The 17,710-nt window shown below is 51.8% G+C and carries 16 protein-coding genes; 4 read left to right on the top strand and 12 right to left on the bottom strand.

The features are described from left to right. Positions 1-475: 475 nt before the first annotated feature. Positions 476-1,216, bottom strand: a complete 741-nt coding sequence (gene cas6, locus HPY90_RS09155; protein ID WP_287193840.1) for a CRISPR-associated endoribonuclease Cas6 — start codon at positions 1,214-1,216, stop codon at positions 476-478. A gap of 514 nt (positions 1,217-1,730) precedes the next feature. On the opposite strand from cas6, the gene HPY90_RS09150 reads away from it, so the two are divergent. Together HPY90_RS09150 and HPY90_RS09145 are read left to right on the top strand one after the other, a co-directional pair. Further along, positions 1,731-2,090 carry a hypothetical protein gene (locus tag HPY90_RS09150; RefSeq protein WP_287193838.1) on the top strand — a complete coding sequence of 120 codons (360 nt, stop codon included), beginning with the start codon at positions 1,731-1,733 and terminating at the stop codon, positions 2,088-2,090. A gap of 114 nt (positions 2,091-2,204) precedes the next feature. Beyond that, positions 2,205-3,074 (top strand): CBS domain-containing protein, encoded by an 870-nt coding sequence (locus tag HPY90_RS09145; protein ID WP_287193836.1) that lies wholly within the window; start codon positions 2,205-2,207, stop codon positions 3,072-3,074. Between the two features lie 53 nt (positions 3,075-3,127). Here HPY90_RS09145 and HPY90_RS09140 read toward each other — a convergent pair whose 3' ends face one another. From HPY90_RS09140 to HPY90_RS09100, 10 genes are all read right to left on the bottom strand, one after another. Next, positions 3,128-3,697, bottom strand: a complete 570-nt coding sequence (locus HPY90_RS09140; protein WP_287193835.1) for a TVP38/TMEM64 family protein — start codon at positions 3,695-3,697, stop codon at positions 3,128-3,130. A gap of 252 nt (positions 3,698-3,949) precedes the next feature. Then, entirely contained in the window at positions 3,950-4,720 is a 771-nt protein-coding gene (locus tag HPY90_RS09135) for an alpha/beta hydrolase (protein ID WP_287193834.1), read from the bottom strand. 12 nt (positions 4,721-4,732) lie between these two features. Then, positions 4,733-4,906, bottom strand: a complete 174-nt coding sequence (locus HPY90_RS09130) for a DUF2197 domain-containing protein (RefSeq protein ID WP_287193832.1) — start codon at positions 4,904-4,906, stop codon at positions 4,733-4,735. Positions 4,907-5,185: 279 nt separating this feature from the next. After that, complete coding sequence (locus tag HPY90_RS09125) at positions 5,186-6,880, bottom strand: methyl-accepting chemotaxis protein (protein WP_287193830.1); 1,695 nt, start codon at positions 6,878-6,880, stop codon at positions 5,186-5,188. A 66-nt stretch (positions 6,881-6,946) separates the two neighbouring features. After that, complete coding sequence (locus HPY90_RS09120) at positions 6,947-7,921, bottom strand: hypothetical protein (protein ID WP_287193828.1); 975 nt, start codon at positions 7,919-7,921, stop codon at positions 6,947-6,949. A gap of 33 nt (positions 7,922-7,954) precedes the next feature. Next, positions 7,955-8,116 (bottom strand): B-box zinc finger protein, encoded by a 162-nt coding sequence (locus HPY90_RS16135; RefSeq protein WP_353733650.1) that lies wholly within the window; start codon positions 8,114-8,116, stop codon positions 7,955-7,957. A gap of 112 nt (positions 8,117-8,228) precedes the next feature. After that, positions 8,229-8,540: a hypothetical protein gene (locus HPY90_RS09115; protein WP_287193826.1), complete on the bottom strand. Its 312-nt coding sequence runs from the start codon at positions 8,538-8,540 to the stop codon at positions 8,229-8,231. Continuing rightward, positions 8,537-10,993, bottom strand: coding sequence for a Lon protease family protein (locus HPY90_RS09110; protein WP_287193824.1), 2,457 nt, complete (start codon positions 10,991-10,993; stop codon positions 8,537-8,539). The genes HPY90_RS09115 and HPY90_RS09110 overlap by 4 nt, the downstream gene beginning before the upstream one ends. Positions 10,994-11,023: 30 nt before the next feature. After that, positions 11,024-11,866 carry an MBL fold metallo-hydrolase gene (locus HPY90_RS09105; RefSeq protein ID WP_287193822.1) on the bottom strand — a complete coding sequence of 281 codons (843 nt, stop codon included), beginning with the start codon at positions 11,864-11,866 and terminating at the stop codon, positions 11,024-11,026. Positions 11,867-12,032: 166 nt separating this feature from the next. Beyond that, positions 12,033-13,973: a transglycosylase domain-containing protein gene (locus HPY90_RS09100; RefSeq protein ID WP_287193820.1), complete on the bottom strand. Its 1,941-nt coding sequence runs from the start codon at positions 13,971-13,973 to the stop codon at positions 12,033-12,035. A 269-nt stretch (positions 13,974-14,242) separates the two neighbouring features. Between HPY90_RS09100 and corA the strand changes: the two genes are divergently transcribed. Beyond that, positions 14,243-15,223, top strand: a complete 981-nt coding sequence (corA, locus tag HPY90_RS09095) for a magnesium/cobalt transporter CorA (protein WP_013175538.1) — start codon at positions 14,243-14,245, stop codon at positions 15,221-15,223. A gap of 90 nt (positions 15,224-15,313) precedes the next feature. Here the strand turns inward: corA and HPY90_RS09090 are convergent, their stop codons facing one another. Further along, complete coding sequence (locus HPY90_RS09090) at positions 15,314-17,245, bottom strand: FAD-dependent oxidoreductase (RefSeq protein ID WP_287193818.1); 1,932 nt, start codon at positions 17,243-17,245, stop codon at positions 15,314-15,316. 225 nt (positions 17,246-17,470) lie between these two features. On the opposite strand from HPY90_RS09090, the gene HPY90_RS09085 reads away from it, so the two are divergent. Next, positions 17,471-17,695 (top strand): hypothetical protein, encoded by a 225-nt coding sequence (locus tag HPY90_RS09085; protein WP_287193816.1) that lies wholly within the window; start codon positions 17,471-17,473, stop codon positions 17,693-17,695. The last annotated feature ends 15 nt before the right edge of the window (positions 17,696-17,710 follow it).

Here is a 17,710-nt window from a genome sequence, read left to right as displayed (position 1 = left end):
AGCGATGGACCTCCAAGGTCTATAATGACTTCAGACCGCATCAAAGCCTGGGATACATAAGCCCCACCCAGTTCTTACAACAACACTGCGCTAGTCCATAGTGTCTCACATGTGTTGAACTAGTACAAGGCCTTGCATTTTTTATCGTCGTAAGATACGATACTAAAGAATGAAACAGCCTACCGTTGTCGGGATGGAAATTTTTTAGTTGTGTGCTTGCTAAAGAAAAAGATTAGCCTACCTATGAGGACTCCACCTCATTCAAAATCCAGCCTGGCGACCGTGGAAAAGTTTGGCGGGTAGTTTTTATTTTTCGTTGTGTGCCGAACCTATCACTCTCGTTTTACCACGAAGTGGCACTATTGTCAACTCCAACTTTCACTCCCCGCCTACTCTATTTTAACTGCAAAACATACCTCAAAGCGCTTACGTAGAGCAACCCAAATACCCCACCTTCGTTCCGATCCAAGCACCTTTATATTTCCTCGCAGCAGCCGAACCCCTGCGAGTTCTTAGCTCCTAACCCGGCCTCAAGGGCCAAGGTCAACATTTCCGGGTCACCCTTTAGCCTGAAGCGGCCCAGCCATCCTTTGACGACTGTGTTTTTGTATTTCAATACCTTAAAATCGTTTGGTGTTATCTTCTCGGCGCTGATCTTTACAGGTTCTGCTCCAGAAAAGGCTCGCCCGTATAGAATCTCGTACTTTTTCGCCAAGTTCAGCCCGACGAGCACGGAAAATCGTTCTTCAAATGGAGAGTAATAGTACGTATACCTGCCCGAAGGTTTGTCTAGGGTGCTGTAGACTGTAAGCGGAGAAAGCATCTGTACCCTTATTTCCTGCTTTCGCACGACCTGCTCACCGGATGCTATACCTGCTATTTCCAGCCACGTGCTCCCTATCCTCATGTACCCGCGCCGCAACAATCCCTTACCCAACTCTTTAACCAAAAAAGCTACCGGCGAGGTTATCACCAGACGTACGGGAGGAGAAAAGACAATGATCTCCCGTTCTTTTTCGAAGTGGCTTTCGCCTAGCAATCGCGAAAACGTAAAAAGCTTGAACCTACGATCGCGCCAGACAAACCCGTTAGAGTGCAGGTACTCGGCTAAGGTCGGTTCCTCGATGAGGCGGTAGACGGCCGCCTGAACAAGATGGTTATGGTGTATGGGCAGGGTTAACCTGCCTTTCGCTTCTAGCGTAACGTCTAACCTCACCCGATTTCTCCCCTTTTCCAGGTTACAAGCCCCAAAATCCGATTAATACCAGTTCGTGAGGATCTCCAAAACGTCACCGACGCTGAGAACTTCTGTGCTCGCGCAAGGTAGCAACTACATTGCACGTAAACTGGCAACCAGTTAATCGTCCGATTTTAAGCAATTAATTATCCATCACCTCCTTCGATTCCTTCCAAAATTTGTCGTCAAATTTCGACAAACTACGACCTAATGTGACTCTGGTGAAGCCGGTAACCATCGAATTTTAGGAGCTTCGTGCCAGGGGGTTACGGCCTGAGACCGGATCTTTGAGTTTTTGACATTTCTTTCCCTAAATTGCTAAACTGTTGTTGGATGCTGACGAGTCCGATCCATGTAGGAGGATGATGCACGTTGGCCATGCTTAATTTTCACGTGCATCTCGTTGGGAGAGCTTAGGTTCATCGGAATCGATTACTGGTGTCTGCCATCACTGAGCTTTCACTTGATTTTCCGAAAAGAAAGGAGCAATGCGATGTCGGAAGCCTTGGCTCCCACAGAACCAGTACGTAAAGCAGAAATAAACTTACGTTTGGCCCAATTTGAGTTTCCGCCTATGCAGGACGTTCTGCTTGTCGGGAGGAAAGCTCCTATCGGCGCGGAGTCAGCCAAGCGGATGGTAGAAGCCTTGTCCCCAGATCAATACGAGTTGTTCCTTCTCGACCACGAGGTTTTTGAAGCAGCCGTAATAAGAAAGTCACTACTTAATGTGGTTCCTAAAGAGAGCCTTTTTCCTATAGTCCTCGAAGAGAGTTCGAGGATCGCAGATGATTCCATGATCATCAAGATAGGGATTAACGTGGTGATTCAGGTAAGTCGCTTGGTCAGCATATAACTGCAAAAACGGCAGTTTATCCGGCTCTTGCCAGACGGTTCTTGAGTCGGCTCTGTAGGTTCTTTAATAATCTAATGGGGAGGGGAGCGGTACTGGGCAGGCCGCTGTGAGAACATGGGTACGCTTAAGAGTATAATGGTATGCGATCCGGTTACAGTGTCGCCGGATGCTAGTGTCGCTCGAGCGGTTCAGTTGATGCAGAGGTTCAAAGTAGGCGGGCTCCCTGTGGTCCAGGAAGGGATGCTGGTAGGTATCCTGACTTCCCGCGATGTTCGCAATGCCCATCCTAACCGGCTTGTGGCAGACGCTATGACCAGAGAAGTCATAACCATCAGCCCTGATTGCTCTATTTGGGAGGCAAAAGAGAAAATTGACCGCTACTGCATCGAGAGGCTGGTAGTGGAGGCTGAAGGCAGGCTATTAGGGATCATTACGAAATCTTGCCTGCTTATCCACTTCGGTAAAGCCGTCGACTCTCTTACTGGCCTTTTTACAGCCGATTACGCCTACTATGCAGCAGAGAAACTGCTCAAAACCAATTCTTCAGCAGTCGTCATTTTTATCGACCTCGATAATTTTGGAGAAATCGATAAGCAACTGGGCCACGCCGAAGGGAACAGCATCCTGGTAAAGGTCGCGGAGGCTCTCAACAGCGGCACTGCCGAAGGAGTAGATTACTTGTGTCGCTATGGGGGCGACGAGTTTGTGGTGGTGACCTCGAGGAACGTAAGAGAGGCACAGGAGTTGTGTTTTTCTCTTCTCGACGCCATTAGCAACGTAACCTGGCCGGGACTGCAAAACCGGGGACTGGCTTTGGCGGCTTCTGCCGGTATAGTACCCGGCCGCCGATCTGCAAGTGACAAGGACAAGCAGAATTGGCTCAATGTGGTTGATCTCGTCAATCTAGCCAGCCTCGGATCCACCCAAGCTAAACAGAAAGGGCATCGGGTTCTCACCATGGATGAAGTGGAAGTCGTAGAGTAGGTCTTGGTAAAATTATGGTTAACGGCTGTAGGTGCAGAACACTAAGAACGATATCAACTACTGTTTCGCCTCAGATAAGCGACAACGAGATAGCCTGCCGCCAGTACCAGAACGAGCCCTGTTATCGTGCTCACGAGGTCATGTGTTCGGTAGAAATGATAGCCTAATCCCGTATATATTAAAGCTGTAGGTAGTTTGCCTATTGCGGAGGCTAGTGTGAAGATGCGGAAGGACACGCCTCCTACCCCGGCTGCCACGTTGATGAGTGGGGTAGGAACGACCGGAATGATCCGGGCCAGGACGATGCTCCAGAAACCGTAGTGGGGGTTTATACTTTCCAGGTCCAACCGGTACCGCTCCGACATCTTGCGGCTGAACCAATCGTATCCTAAATGGCGTGCCATCACGAAAGCGGCGCAGGCACCGCTCAGGGCTCCCAGCCACGCTAAAAGAAAGCCTTCCCAAAAACCAAAAAGCATCCCGGCAGCCCCAGCCAGAATAACGTAAGGAAATACGGGGAAAACCGCCTGAATAAAAAAAAGCCCAAAAGCCACTCCCGGAGCCAGGGCATGGAAATTGTTAATGTATTTTGTAACCTCAGCCATGCTGAAACTTTCAATCACAGGCTCTTTGACTCCTCCAACGATACAGCTTGCAACAAGGTCAGGTCTTATCCCGCTTCCCGGCAACGCTGGCATAAATTCAGAATACTAGGAAAACGGAAACCGACGAAGACTCAAGCTGTGGCAGGCAGGCTAAATTTCCAACTCGAGGGGGGCCTCTTCGGATAGTTGCCTGGCCACGCTTAAGCTGATTCCCCCGCTAACAGTATACGCGGAGAAATGCCTGCCTCTAGCTATGGATAATACTGTTTTCTAAGCCTCTTTCAGGAAATGCCGCTCCAGCCATGCCAGGGTTAGGTTTTCTCTGATTTCGTGGCTGGTGGTAAACCTGTGGTCGCTTCCTTCGACCAGGTGAACTTCCGCATTCTCTCTCAAGGCCTCGCCCAAAAACCGAGCGTTTTGCGGGCTCACCACCTCGTCTTTCAACCCATGCACGATGAGCACCGGGCGGTCTCTCAGCCCGCTAATATATTCTACCATATTATGGTTATATAAATCAGCCGCAAAACCAGGCCCGAGCCTAAACTCTCCCCAATCGTCGGTTATACTCACTTCCAGCCCTTTCTTCATGGCTTCGAACTGCTCCGGCATCATCGCCGAAAAAGTCTCTACCAGAAAAACCGGGGTTGACCACAGCACGACACCCCTCACACGCTCGTCTTTACTGGCCTCGACCAAAGTAGTGCTACCGCCAAAACTCCGTCCCAGGAGCACCAACGGCTTATCAACCCGAGAGCACGCCCAGTCAACCACGTCCTTCAGGTCGTCTGCCTGCCCTGACAAGGTCACCTGGGTAAAGTCCCCCTCGCTTTCACCGCTACCGGCAAAATCGAAGGCCACGAGACTACCTCCGCGTTCAGCCAATTTCTGGCCTAGGCTGTAGATCCGGCCTCCGTTCTCTTTACTCCCGCGAAAGCCGTGAGCGGCCACCACCAGGCACCTGGCCCTATCCTCAGGCTCAAAAACCAGAGCCGCTAACCTTTTCCCTTCCCGGTTGGGGATGAAAACCTTATCCCAACTCATCCCCTTCACCTCTCACATCGGCTTCTTCGGTTTTTGCTGGTCTTCCGACTCGAACCTCACCCGGTTTTTGCACATGTCACAGATGTAAGTGCTCGAAGGCTTAGCAACCAGCTTCTGGTAGGCCGGATTATCCTCTGCAATCTCATACTTCTTCCCGCACAGGGCACAACGAGTAGCCAGTGGCATCAAACGCTCCCCCTTTCACAATTCCTCTCCTACCTAATTGTAATCGACCCGGGTGAGAGGTGGCCACTGATGGGCACAGATTAACGGAGATTAACACAGATTTACACTGAATGTCTTAAAATTTTGACGATATTCGTAAAATAATAGTCCCTGGAAGGCTCCTCCGCACATCCATTTGTATGCGCCTGGCTAGGGCCTAGGTTTTGGAGAGCGGCTTCTCAACGAAAAAGGCACCCGCCGGTCGTGCCGGAAGGGTGCCATAGCCCGATGACCCGGTTTTTAACCCGCTACCTTGAAGAGTTCGATAGATTTCTCCAGTTCGGTAATCACCCGGTTTAATTCCTCGACCGAGGCGTTGACCTCCTGCAGCCCTGCCAGCTGCTCTGCCGCCAAAGCGTCGATACGTTTTGCGGCGTCCGTAGTGTTCTGTGCCGCTTCAGCCGTCCGGTTAACCGCCTGCAGAGCCGTGTCTGTTCCCGCCGCCATTTCTTCACTGGCTGCCGAGACCTCTTGAGCGTGTTCGGATATCTTCTTGATCCCATCGATAATGCCCTGGAAGGCCATCCCGGACTTAGCCACAACCTGGATACCGTTTGCTACCTCCCGGGTCCCGTCATCCATCGCTTTTACCGCGCGCCCAGCTTCCTGCTGAATCTCTCCTATCAACACCGCTATCTTCTTCGCAGCTTCTGCCGACTCCTCGGCGAGTTTTCGAACTTCTTCGGCTACGACCGCAAACCCACGCCCCTGTTCTCCTGCTCGAGCCGCTTCGATAGCAGCGTTAAGAGCCAGAAGGTTAGTCTGCTCGGCAATACCGGTGATAACGTCGACTATCTCCCCGATCCTCTGCGATTTTTCACCCAAACCCTGAACGATACCGGCCGTTGAATTCACCGTGCTGCTTATTACTTCCATCTGGCGCACCACTTGCTCGACCTGAATTCCGCCTTCTTCCGCTGTCTTACTGGCTTGCACTGAAGCGCTCGACGATTCCTGAGCTCCAACGGCCACCTGTTGAATACCGGCCGACATCTCTTTTATTATATCTCGGGTCTGCTGGGCCATATCCATCTGCAGGACCGCGTTATCCGCCATCTCCTGGCAACTGGCACTCATCCGTTCCATGAGACGGGCACTAGCATCTGACCTCTTCTTCAACTGCCCCGAAACCCCGGCGACGTTTTGAGCCAACCTCTGGGTCTGGGCGATGACCGAAGATATCTTATCGATCATCACGTTGAGTGAGGCTCCAACTCTCCCGATCTCGTCTTTTGCATCCATTTGGACCTTACGCGTCAAGTCGCCTTCCGCAGCCCGCTGTATGCTCTCCTCAATCACTTGCAAGGGACCAGCAACACTGCGCGACAGAAGGAAAGCAGCCACACCGGCAAGCACGATACCGATCAAAGTGCCCCACAGCATGTTCCGGGCCAAGCGCCCAGCCATCTCGTCATATGGGGTAGCCGGAACCCCTACGTAAAACATTCCGATGATCTTGCCTTGGGCGTCCTTTAGAGGAACATATGTAGTCAGGTTGCGGGTACCGGCCACGTCGGCTTCGCCCACGAATTTCTGCCCTTCTTTCAAAACCGCTTGTGCCACCTCAGGAGCGCACTGAGTACCCACCTTCCGCACTCCGTTGGCCTTGACGTTGGTCGAAACCCTGGTATCTCCTTTGAAGATGGTGCAGGTATCCCCGGTCTTTTCCCCCACTAGATCGACTATCTCAAAATTCTCATCCATCAAAACATCGCCTTTGTAGAGTTTGCCATCAGAACCGATCGACCACTGCCCGGGGTACTTTTGATCCAGCAACTCGAGCCCCATATTCAGGTCGGAATCGAGCTTTTGTTCAGCCGCCTTTATTATCTCGTTCTTAAAGGCGGTAGAAGCGTAATACGCTATAGACCCCGTAACTATAACGATGACGAGAGTAAAAACCAGCATCAACCTGGTTCCTACGTTGAGCCTCATTCTCGTAATCTCCCCTCTCCCACGATATACGCCCGCTACTTTCCATCACAACCAGTGTTGCGAAACCTACGACAAGTGATGATGTGCCTCTGCCAGTGCTACCTTCTCCCCGCATTTCGGGCAGAACAGATTGCCCTCTTCATCGGCTACAAGCCCTAAAATCCTGGCCACGTCGTTCACCTTTATTTCACCCAACAGCATATCGTCGGCATCGATATCAGCCAGCGATTTGAAACCGAATTCCCATCTCGGCATCTGAACCCACAGGTTGTAAAGAACACGGTACCAGTTGCTCATGACATACCTTAGATCGTACATCCGGGTCAGAAGATCCATCTGCTGTAGCAATTCGCTAAGGGTACGGCTATTCAACGCGATTCGTATCACCTGTTCGCTCTCGAGATTGCCACCGCTGAAGCTGTTCAAAACAGATTCCAAGCCTTGCTTCACTTCCTGCCACAAATCAAAGTGCAAAGCGCGCGCCAGATCGTCCATGCCGAAAGAAAAGGCCACTTCATACTTTTTTCTAGCCTCCAAAATATAGAGCGGATCTTTCACCTCCGGCAGGCATACGATATCTCCGGATGAAATGATGAGTCTTGGATCTCGTTCTATTTCCTCCAACAACCGATCCCACCACGGCACGAGCTTAAGGTTAGCCAGCTTTTCCACCCCAGCCACAGCATCCAGCAAAGGCATGGCCCCGGTCAAGCGAAGGAGTCCTAGAATGTACTCCCGCCCACGCTGAAGAATCCGTTCCCCTGAGCTACCTTCGGCCCGGTCCAAATCCTTCTCAATCGCTTCAACTATGTCATATGGAATCCCCCCTTCTTTCCACTCCTTCAGTGCCAAAGAAAAAGCTTCCTTCAGGTATTGCCCAGCCATTCCCCGCTCCTCGGCAACAAAAAAGGAAGCCTTTCCTAAACCCCAATAGTCGGAAAAATCGCCTCCTCCACCACTAATGCGGGCGTGAAAATCTCGCACTGCCTTTTCATAATCCCTGCTTTTAAGCCAATCCCAACCCGAACAGGTATCCTGCATGTAAGCCTTCCTTCCAGCAACAGTCTTTTGCTTTTAGCTCCAAGACAACACCAGCAACCGCCCAACACAATCCTCGCACATGATAAGCCCGAATTGCAGACCAAAAGCCATGCACTCCGAGCACATCAGAACCCCGCACATCAAGCATTTGCGCAAAGCCTGTCTTTGCGGGTGCTGGTCACAAATCGGGAGCATGCCCGCCATCAAATCTATGCTATTAACAGATTGGCTTCGACATTTCATCCATTTTTCCTTCTTCTTTCCTATATTTTCTTTAATCGAAACCTAAATTATAACCGTGGATAGGTCATTTAATGACTTTCATGTACGACACGTGGCTATAATTGAATACCCCTATGACATGACCTCCCGCATCATAAAGGTAGTTGGTTGATGACCCCCCTACGTAAATCGTCCCTTCCTTCGAAACCCCGAGTTCTTTAACGTAGCCGACCAGCATCGACCCATCGCTGAAGTGAATCTCTACTTTCAACAATGGTTTCTGTTCGTCGACTTGATTGCCGCCAATAATTCCATTCCATTCCATGCTCCAACCAGCCACTATTCCAACCGCCAAGAGTACCAACGCTAAGAAGGCCCACCCCCATCGCCTGCTCATTTCCCTTCCCTCCTTGGCCGGATCCGTCTTCCTCGGGACAAAACGTCGGGCTGTTCTTGCCGACCAATGCCCCGGGTCCTGCGCTCAGCCCACTTAGCTAACTGCCGGTCAACCTGGTAATGGACACTGTCCTTAGTGAAATCTCCATTTGCCTCCCTCTTACCGGCAGGTTTTCCCATCAGTATCTCGATGCCCTCGTTGACATGGCCAATTGCCCAGATCGAGAATTTTCCTTTCCTAACTGCGTCTACGATCTCATCCGGCAGCATCAAGTTAGCTATGTTTTGCTTGGGAATGATAACTCCTTGACGCCCATCCAGTCCTTTTAGCTTACATACCTTGAAAAATCCCTCGATTTTCTGGTTTACACCTCCTATGGGCTGGATCTCTCCGTTCTGGTTGATAGAGCCAGTCACCGCTATCCCCTGCCGGATAGGAACTCCCGAAAGGCTGGAAAGTATGGCAAACAGCTCCGCGGCCGAAGCGCTGTCACCCTCGATCCCCTCATACGTCTGCTCAAAAGTCAAGCTGGCGGATAGGGAAAGCGGTTTGTCCTGGGCGTATTGGGCTCCGAGGTATCCTGCCAAGGTTAAGACCCCTTTGGTGTGTATGCTCCCGCTCATCCGCACTTCCCGCTCGATGTTGATTACACCTTTCTCACCCATGAAAGTCCGGGCTGTTATGCGGCAGGGTTTGCCAAACCAGTAATCGCCCAACGAATACACAGCCAGACCGTTGATCTGCCCGACTGCCTCCCCGTGAACGTCTATTATGATCGTTCCCTCACGTATGAGTTCCAGGACTTTGGCCTCTAAAAGGTCAGAGCGGGAACGCTTTTCGTCGATCGCTTTTTGAACATGCCGCTTTTCCACCAGCTCGCATTTTTCTCGGGAAGCCCATACGTCAGCCTCAAAAATGATGTCGTTTATGCGGTCGAACAACGTGGTTAGTTTCTTTTGATCTTCAGCCAGCCAGGTGCCGTAATCGACCAGCCTGGCTACCGCTTCTCTAGTAAAATGGCGCAACCCGTGCCGCCTGACCACGCAACTCACAAACTGGGCGTATTTGGAAACGTACTCTCCCGTCCGGGGCATCTCCACTTCAAAGTCTGCCCTGATCTTGAAAAGCTGGCGGAACTCCTCGTCGTAAGTGTACAGGAGGTAATACATTAACGGTTCTCCGATGAGAATCACCTTGACTTCGACCGGCATGGGTTCCGGCTCCAGTACTTCCGAGCTGGTTACGCTGAAAGTCTTCAAAACGCTCTCTATGGTTATCTCCCGGTTCTTGAGAACCCTTTTTAGGGTATCCCAAACGAAAAAGTTCTTAAAAAGATCGGTCACGTGCAGGATAAGGTACCCTCCGTTGGCGCGGTGAACCGCTCCTGCCCGAACCCGTGTGAAATCAGTTGACAGTATGCCGAATTCGCTCTCGTACTCGATGGTGCCGAAGAGGTTGGCGTACGTAGGGTTTGTCTCGTAGACGACAGGCGCGTAGTCCCGTCCCTCGTTGTCTACAAGCACATTGACCTTGTACCTTTTAAATGCGGCCTTTTTGTCTATACGGCGAAAAAGTGCGGCCGGAAACTGCGTCTCTTCCTGTTGTCCCGCAAACAACTCCAGGTTCTCCAGGACGTCCTGGTGAACCTCCTCTAGGTAAAAAATAACCTTAGCATAGTCCCGGTAAGTCTCGTATAACGCCGCGAAGTATGGAACCATCACACTACGCGCGGTTTCTACCTCCAGCACCCGCATTTTCTCCCTCACGGTCCGCTCGAGTTCCTTGTATTCGCGCATAGCCTCGTTTATCTTTTCCTGCAAGGCCTTGCTCCGCTCCAGCAGTTCCTGTTTGGTCTCGTCATCGAGGGTGGCAAACTCCTCCTGGTCCAGCGGTTTCCCGTCTCGCAGCGGAATAGTGCTTATCCCGTGCTGGCTGCGGGAAATAGTAAACCCCTCAGCTTGGGCCATTTTCTCCAGTTTCTGATACATAAGGTTGGTGCTATCGAGGAAACTTCCTAGAATTCTGTTTCTGTGCATCTCAAAATGCTGGCTTTCGAAGGCCTTAGAAATCATTTTACGCAGGTTGTTAACCAACCGGTCCATATCACGAGCCAGTCGCCTGCCCTTCCCTGCCGGTAACTGCAGAAGCCGCGGGCGATCGGGATTGCGGAAATTAAAAACGTAGCACCAATCGAAGGGAGCAGGGTCCTGCTGTGCTCTCTTTTCCACCAGGTTCCTCGCCAGGGTAACCTTCCCGGTGCCGCTGATGCCGGCAAGAAAGATGTTGTAGCCTTCGCTCTTTATGTCCAAACCAAATTCAACCGATTTGACTGCCCTCTCCTGCCCAATAATTCCTTCAAGAGGCTCAAGCTCTGCTGTCGATGCGAATGGGAACTCCTCAGGATCGCACAGTTTCCTCAAATCCTTAGGTTTCAGCTTACTCAGTGTAGTCACCCCTCCTCAAAACGCCTTCATTTACCAGCCCTATATCTTAAAATGGAACCCCGTCTCCCCTTTTTTCACCTTGTTCCCGAAATGCCCGTACAGCCGAGCTGCCGCGTAGAAGCCGGTACAGTGGGCAACGACCAGTCTTTGTATATCGTATGACTCTAAAGCCCGAAAAGTCTTCTCCAGCCTCTCCTCGCCAGCAGACATAAGGTGAGTTCCTCCTATGAATGCCTGGATCCTGCTACACCCTGTCAGCTTTTGGGCATACTCCAAGGTGTTGATTAGCCCCGAATGAGCGCACCCGCTAACTACTACCAGCCCTTCGGGGTGGTCTATTATTACAGCCTGGTCATCGAGCAATAGGTCGGTCTCGTAGTCATCGGCTTCATTCCTGCGACGCAGGAACTGCCCGCCTGTGTCTTCATAAGAATTGGTACGGGGAATTGCTCCCGATACCAGTACCCCTGGCCTCAGCTCGTACGCCGAAGAATTTTGGACAATAGTGCTGCCGAGCCTCGCCACCTCTTCTCTGGTAACCCTCATCCCTATAAAACGGGGCTCGTCGGAACCTGGCAGGCCTGCCACGAACTTGGGTAACCACGCGTCGGGATGAATAATAACCCGCCGCCTGCCTCGCATCTTGAGCAAGGCCTCCAAGCCCCCGGTATGATCGAAATGCCCGTGGCTGATCACGATGTCGTCTAAGGAGTCCAGGTCCACCCCCATCCTTTTGGCATTGACAAATAAGGCATCTTTAGAACCGGTATCGAATAGGAAACGATAGTCCTCCACCTGCACCATAGCTGCAAATCCATATTCCCCTACCAGTCGTGAATCAGGGGTGGTGTTTTCCACCAAAATTGTAACCGTGACCCGCATTCCGTTCCCCCCTTCTTGCCCCTAATTCGCCCGCTTTTTCCGTGAATAGGTGATTAATTATCCAACTGCCCGAACATTTCCTGCTAAACGATGAACTGACGGATCAAGGCTTAGGTCAAGCATCTTATCCTTTCCTAGCGTCAAAACTGTAACTATTTTCCCCTTTTTATGGCCCAAAATCAATAGCCGTGTTTGGAATCAGGTCCCACCAGGACTGGTGAACGTAACACATTTCGTTCGGTTCTGTCCCCTTGACGAAGGCCGCTTTCATCACCCTAGGACAGGATTCCGTCGCCACCAATCCAGTATCCATGCAGATATTAATGTTAATGATGTCGTCCGGAACGGGGAAGTATTCGACCGGAAGCTTCTCCGAGGCCTTTCGTATAAAGTTTGCCCAGATAGGACCCGCAATGCGCCCTCCAGGCAGATCTACGGTTCTGGTCTGGGTGTCGTAACCGACCCATACCGCACACGACAGCTGTGGGGTATAACCTACAAACCAGGCGTCCCGGTATTCCTGAGTGGTCCCGGTTTTCCCCGCCGCCGGTCTGCCCACCAAGCTTTTCAGGTGAGAAGCAGTGCCTCCCGGTTCCAATACCCCTTCCAGCATATCTGTTATTATGTATGCGTTTTCGGGGGAGACCAACCTGGACTGTCGCGGGTGGTGCTCTTCAAGCACTTGTCCGTTTCGGTCCAACACCTTGATGATGGCTACCGGTTCAGCTCTAACGCCGCCGTTGGCAAAAGCGGTGAGAGCCGACGCCATCTCCAAAGGGGTTACTTCAGATGTGCCGAGAGCCAACGAAAGCACGGGTCTGATATTACCACTGAAACCGAATTTCTTCGCCCATTCTGCAAATCGTTTGGGGCCGACACTGTTGTTGAGCTTGACCGACACCACGTTATCTGAAACCATTATGGCTTCTTTTAGAGTGAAGTCCCGGTAGTGGTAGGGCTGGTCGCCATAGTCAGTTGGCCGGTATACCGTACCGTCGGGCTGTGGAAATTCCACCCAATCGCAGGTAAAGGTAGAGGCCGCAGTGTACCCCTCTTCTATGGCCAGCGAATACAAAAATGGCTTGAAAGCGGAACCGGGCTGTCGGTAAGCGTTGATTGCCCGGTTAAACTGGCTCTGAGCAAAATCCCTTCCCCCTATCATGGCCTTTATATACCCTGACCTGGCGTCAACCGCCACCAAAGCTGCCTGTAGGTCCTTGTCTTTATCTTTCATGGTGTCGTCATAGGCTTCTTGCGCCGCTTCCTGCATATCCAGGTCCAAACCAGTGTATATCTTAAGCCCGCCCTGGTAAACCATACGGGCCCCATACTTCTTGACCAGGTAATCTATAACCATGTCGGCAAAATAAGGGGCATCCCCTTTGATGAACCTGGCCCTGCGGTACTGAAGTGGCTGGCGTAGAGCTCGTTTCGCCTCCTCCTCGCTTATCTTTCCTTCTTCAACCATGCGCTCGAGAACGACCGATTGCCTGGATTTAGCGGCTTCAGGGTTTGTAAACGGGTTGAAGTAGCTGGGGCGCGCGGGTATTCCGGCCAAAAGTGCGCTTTCAGCCAGGGTCAGGTCCGACGCCGATTTCGCAAAATAGGTACGGGCGGCGGCCTCCACCCCGTACGCCCCGTTGCCGAAATAAATGGTGTTGAGGTACATTTCCAGTATCTCATCCTTCGTGTACTGCTTCTCCAGTAAAAAAGTGTAATAGAGCTCCTTTATCTTCCGGGTTAAGGTCCTTTCCTGGGTCAAGAAGAGGTTCTTCGCGGTCTGCTGGGTTATGGTGCTACCTCCTTCTACCACCCGCAATTCACGCAAATCAACGAGCAAAGCACGCAGGACCCCCCCTAGATCAATACCGTGGTGCCGGTAAAAGTTCTTGTCCTCGACCGCGATAAACGCGTCAATCAGGTAGGGGGACACCTGATTCAACCCCACGCTGATGCGGTTTTGTTGGTATATCCCTTTTACTTCTCTCCCATTAATGTCATAGATTATAGACATCTGAGGAACGTTAAGCTCAGGCAGTTTCCATGTAAAACCGACACTCAGCACCACACTCAGAACCATCACGAGCCATAGCGTAATCTTCCGCACCGTCAATCCACCTCATGCCTAATTTTCCCAGGAAGAAAAGACTCTATCCCTACTGAATTAGCAGATGGGCCGTATTGACAAGGCTACATGCCCGCCGTATATTGGTTATGGGCTAAGACTATTCTCGACAGGAAAGGGCGGTGGTAAGATGGATCCCATACCCTGGCGAAAATGTGCACAGCTTTATACCATCCTCAATCTACAAACCAGGAGGGTCGCGTTTTACCACCTCGTGAGCCGGACCCTCCGATAGAAAGGAGGGGTACCCTTTGATCAAGACCTACTTTTATAACCACGCCGAGAATGCTATGTACCATGACGTCGACTTGGCAGATAAAGATGCCCTGCTCAGTTCCCCATGTAACCTGTTATGGATAGATATCTATGACTGCACCGAAGAAGAGCTTAAGTATGTGGGCCAGGTTTTTAACTTTCACCCTCTGGCCATTGAAGACTGCTTGCAGGAAAACCCTCGGGCCAAAATCGACCGCTACGACGATTACAGCTTTTTTGTTTTTCATGCCCTCCGCTACTATGAAGAAGCGAGTGACGACGAAGAAGAAATAGCCAGCATCGAACTCGACGTCTTTTTAGGCCCTAACTATATAGTAACCATACATCCGGTAGCTCTATGGGCAGTTGGTAAGGTAGCGCGCGTTTCCCGGTACAGCGCTGAGTTCATGAATCGAGGTCCTGATTACCTTTTGTACAGCATAATTGACAACATCGTAGACGATTATTTTCCTATCATCGAACGACTGGCCGACCGTATCGATGAATTGGAAGACGATATATTCACCAGTGCTCATCACGAAATAAACGAAGAAATGCTAGCATTGCGCCGTACCATACTCCTTATGCGCAAGGTTCTTCTGCCACAGAGAAGACTGTTCGCCAATATGCATGGACGTTACCCGTTTATTATCCGCGAAGAGAACAAACCTTATTATCTGGACGTAATAGACCACCTAGACCGTATTTTGGACTCGGTTGACACTTTCCGCGACCTGGTCACGAGCTCGATGGAAATTTATTACTCTATCGTCAACACGCGTACCAACGAGGTCATGAGGGTCTTGACTATCGTATCTACAATCATGATCCCCTTGACTTTCATCACCGGCTTGTACGGGATGAACGTCCACATACCTCTTCAAGACAATCCTATGTATTTCTGGCACATCCTCGGAGGCATGGGGTTGCTGGCCGGGTTTATGTTGTTTATTTTCCGGCGGAATCGTTGGATATAAACGAAAAAGGGTTCCGGAACGCGAGATGTCCAGAACCCTTTTTCTTGCGCTTCATTCCTGGGCACTATCTGCCAAACCCGGCTCAGTCCGCTATAACCTTCTAGCCAGGGTCTCGGCTTCAAAGATGGCAGCAGCTATGTTTCGCGGCTTAACCGCATCCCCGATAACAAAAACTTCGGGCACCGAAGTACGGAGCATGCTACTTAACGGGTTGTATGGTTTGAGCCCCACGGCTAGTACCACCAGCTCAGCCTCAATATCAAAGATCCTGCCGCAAGAATCCCGGGCTCTTACGATGTCTCCTTTCACTTCAACCACAACGCACCCGGTAACCTTCTCTACGCCCGCTGCATCCAGACCGTCCAGTAAATCCCGCCGGCTCATGGGATTAAGGCCTTGGGCCAGCCTCTCACCGGCTTCTAAAACCACCACCCGGTTCTCGTGCGTAGCCAGGTACAAAGCGGTTTCGCACCCTATAGCCCCGCCGCCAACAACAGCCACTCGCCTGTTTCTGACCGGTTCACCACTGGCCAAAACCTCCGCAGCCTGGACCACATTCTCCCCTGGGGCCAACCCGGGACACGGCCTTGGAACTGACCCCGTGGCTACCACCGCTATTTCGGGCTGAAGCTGGTTGAGCAGTTTGGGAGTAACCCTCTGCCCTAACCTGATGTCTATCCCGCGTCTCTTTAACTCGCCCACCAAGTAGTCCCTAAACTCAGCCAATCGCCTTTTGTGAGGAACCCGCGAAGCCGGAGTCAACATCCCTCCCAATTCTTGCTTGGCTTCTATCAAAGTGACCCGATGCCCCTTGGCCGCCAATAAGGCGGCAGCTGTCATGCCTGCGGGTCCGCCGCCGGCCACTACCACCCTTCTCGGGCATGAGGTTTGTGTTGGGCGGTTCAGCCATGTTTCTCGCCCTATGTAGGGGTTGACTGTACAGGTGACGGGAAGGTGATAGAAAGACTGAGCGATACAGGTGTTGCAGGACAGGCACGGCCTTATCCGGTCGCTTTGTTGTAACCTAGCCTTAGCCAACCACTCTCCGTCAGCCAGCTGGCCTCGCCCGATGAACACGTAGTCAACCCAGCCTTCTCGCAGGACCTGCTCGGCGTATTCAGGGTGACGTATCACACCCCCTCCCACCACCGGAACCGATACCGCCTTCTTTACCTTGGCCGCCAAGCGCATCCTCCAGCCTTCCGGAAAAGAGGCCGGTTCAACCGTGGTGAGCCCCGATTCGTGGGTACCCCCGGTGACAGAAAGGTAATCGGACCCCGCCGATTCCAAGATTTGCGCCAAATAAACCCCTTCGTCCGGCTCGACGCCCCCAGGGACGAAATCCGCGACGTTAAAGCGAACCCCAACTACCAGTCCGGGGCACGCGGCCTTTATCCCATCCACTATTTCCATTACCAAGCGCGCCCTGCCGGTCGCATCCCTTCCGTACCGGTCCTGGCGACGGTTAGTGTGCGGTGAAAGAAACTGTCCCAGAAGATACCCGTGCCCTGCATGGATCTCGACCCCGTCAAACCCCGCTTGTACCGCTAACCCGGCCGCTTTTATAAACTTCTCCCTTATGAGTTCAATATCTTCAAGGCTCATCTCCCTACAGATGTACCTTGATGACCGGTCAGGAACCGCTGACGGTGATAAGGGAGTCTGCCCTTCCGTCGCCAGCAGAGTGGTCTGCCGCCCGGCATGGTGCAATTGAATGAAAGCGCAAGGCCCCCAGCTCTTTATCCTTTCGGCCAGCCGCCTCAAACCCGGCAGAAATCGCGGATGATCGATACGAAGCTGGTTTAACGCCGCTTTCCCCGTAGGAGCGTCAACGCACGCAATCTCTACCACCACTACTCCAGGCTGACTGCTGGCCCGAGCATCGTAATAAGCGAGCATCTCGGGGCTAACCTCCCCTGTTACACCAGCCAAACCGCTGATCATCGCTGGCAGAAATACCCGGTTGCTGACGGCCAGGCTACCGATGAACCCGGACCTGAACAAATACTTTAACCCCGTCATATCCTCACCCGCCCTAGACTTTACCCTGCTCCTGTTTATTCTTTTCGAATGGTTCGGTTAGTATGGTATAATCAAACCATGACATCGGCTCTCGGTCGTCTTCCGGAGCCTGTCCTAAGCAGCTTGCCCCGGCCCGTAGTTTAAAAACGGCGGGTATTGCAAGCAGCCCGTTTCTGGCCGGAAATACCGGCGAACCGGCTTCCCTAAAAGAAAGGAGAATTAACCATGGATCTAGGTGACCTGGTGGTAGTCAACAAATCCGGACACCCTTTTTATGGCCTAAGCGGTAAGATTGTCGGCAGGAGAGGTAATTATACCCCTGACGACCCTATATTTTTAGTATTTATCAAAAACCGGGCCCGCAGTTTCCTCATTCCCCAATCCATGCTACGCCTGATGGAACCGTCAGAAATCGAGGTTACCAAAAACATCGCCGACTGGCCATTCTAGAAATCAGCCGCCGAT

The organism is Syntrophothermus sp. (genome assembly GCF_013314835.1).
GTDB classification, from domain to species: Bacteria; Bacillota; Syntrophomonadia; order Syntrophomonadales; family Syntrophothermaceae; genus Syntrophothermus; species Syntrophothermus lipocalidus.
The sequence above is the reverse complement of the archived record's forward strand: the minus strand, read 5'-3'. Positions and strand labels throughout refer to the sequence as shown.

What these genes read in the sequence shown, in the direction of transcription:
- HPY90_RS09105 (WP_287193822.1), bottom strand. Translation starts at nt 11,866, where the DNA reads ATGCGGGTCACGGTTACAATTTTGGTGGAAAACACCACCCCTGATTCA.
- HPY90_RS09085 (WP_287193816.1), top strand. Translation starts at nt 17,471, where the DNA reads ATGGATCTAGGTGACCTGGTGGTAGTCAACAAATCCGGACACCCTTTT.
- HPY90_RS09090 (WP_287193818.1), bottom strand. Translation starts at nt 17,245, where the DNA reads ATGACGGGGTTAAAGTATTTGTTCAGGTCCGGGTTCATCGGTAGCCTG.
- HPY90_RS09130 (WP_287193832.1), bottom strand. Translation starts at nt 4,906, where the DNA reads ATGCCACTGGCTACTCGTTGTGCCCTGTGCGGGAAGAAGTATGAGATT.
- HPY90_RS09125 (WP_287193830.1), bottom strand. Translation starts at nt 6,880, where the DNA reads ATGAGGCTCAACGTAGGAACCAGGTTGATGCTGGTTTTTACTCTCGTC.
- HPY90_RS09115 (WP_287193826.1), bottom strand. Translation starts at nt 8,540, where the DNA reads ATGAGCAGGCGATGGGGGTGGGCCTTCTTAGCGTTGGTACTCTTGGCG.
- HPY90_RS09150 (WP_287193838.1), top strand. Translation starts at nt 1,731, where the DNA reads ATGTCGGAAGCCTTGGCTCCCACAGAACCAGTACGTAAAGCAGAAATA.
- HPY90_RS16135 (WP_353733650.1), bottom strand. Translation starts at nt 8,116, where the DNA reads ATGCTCCCGATTTGTGACCAGCACCCGCAAAGACAGGCTTTGCGCAAA.
- HPY90_RS09120 (WP_287193828.1), bottom strand. Translation starts at nt 7,921, where the DNA reads ATGCAGGATACCTGTTCGGGTTGGGATTGGCTTAAAAGCAGGGATTAT.
- HPY90_RS09135 (WP_287193834.1), bottom strand. Translation starts at nt 4,720, where the DNA reads ATGAGTTGGGATAAGGTTTTCATCCCCAACCGGGAAGGGAAAAGGTTA.
- HPY90_RS09145 (WP_287193836.1), top strand. Translation starts at nt 2,205, where the DNA reads ATGGGTACGCTTAAGAGTATAATGGTATGCGATCCGGTTACAGTGTCG.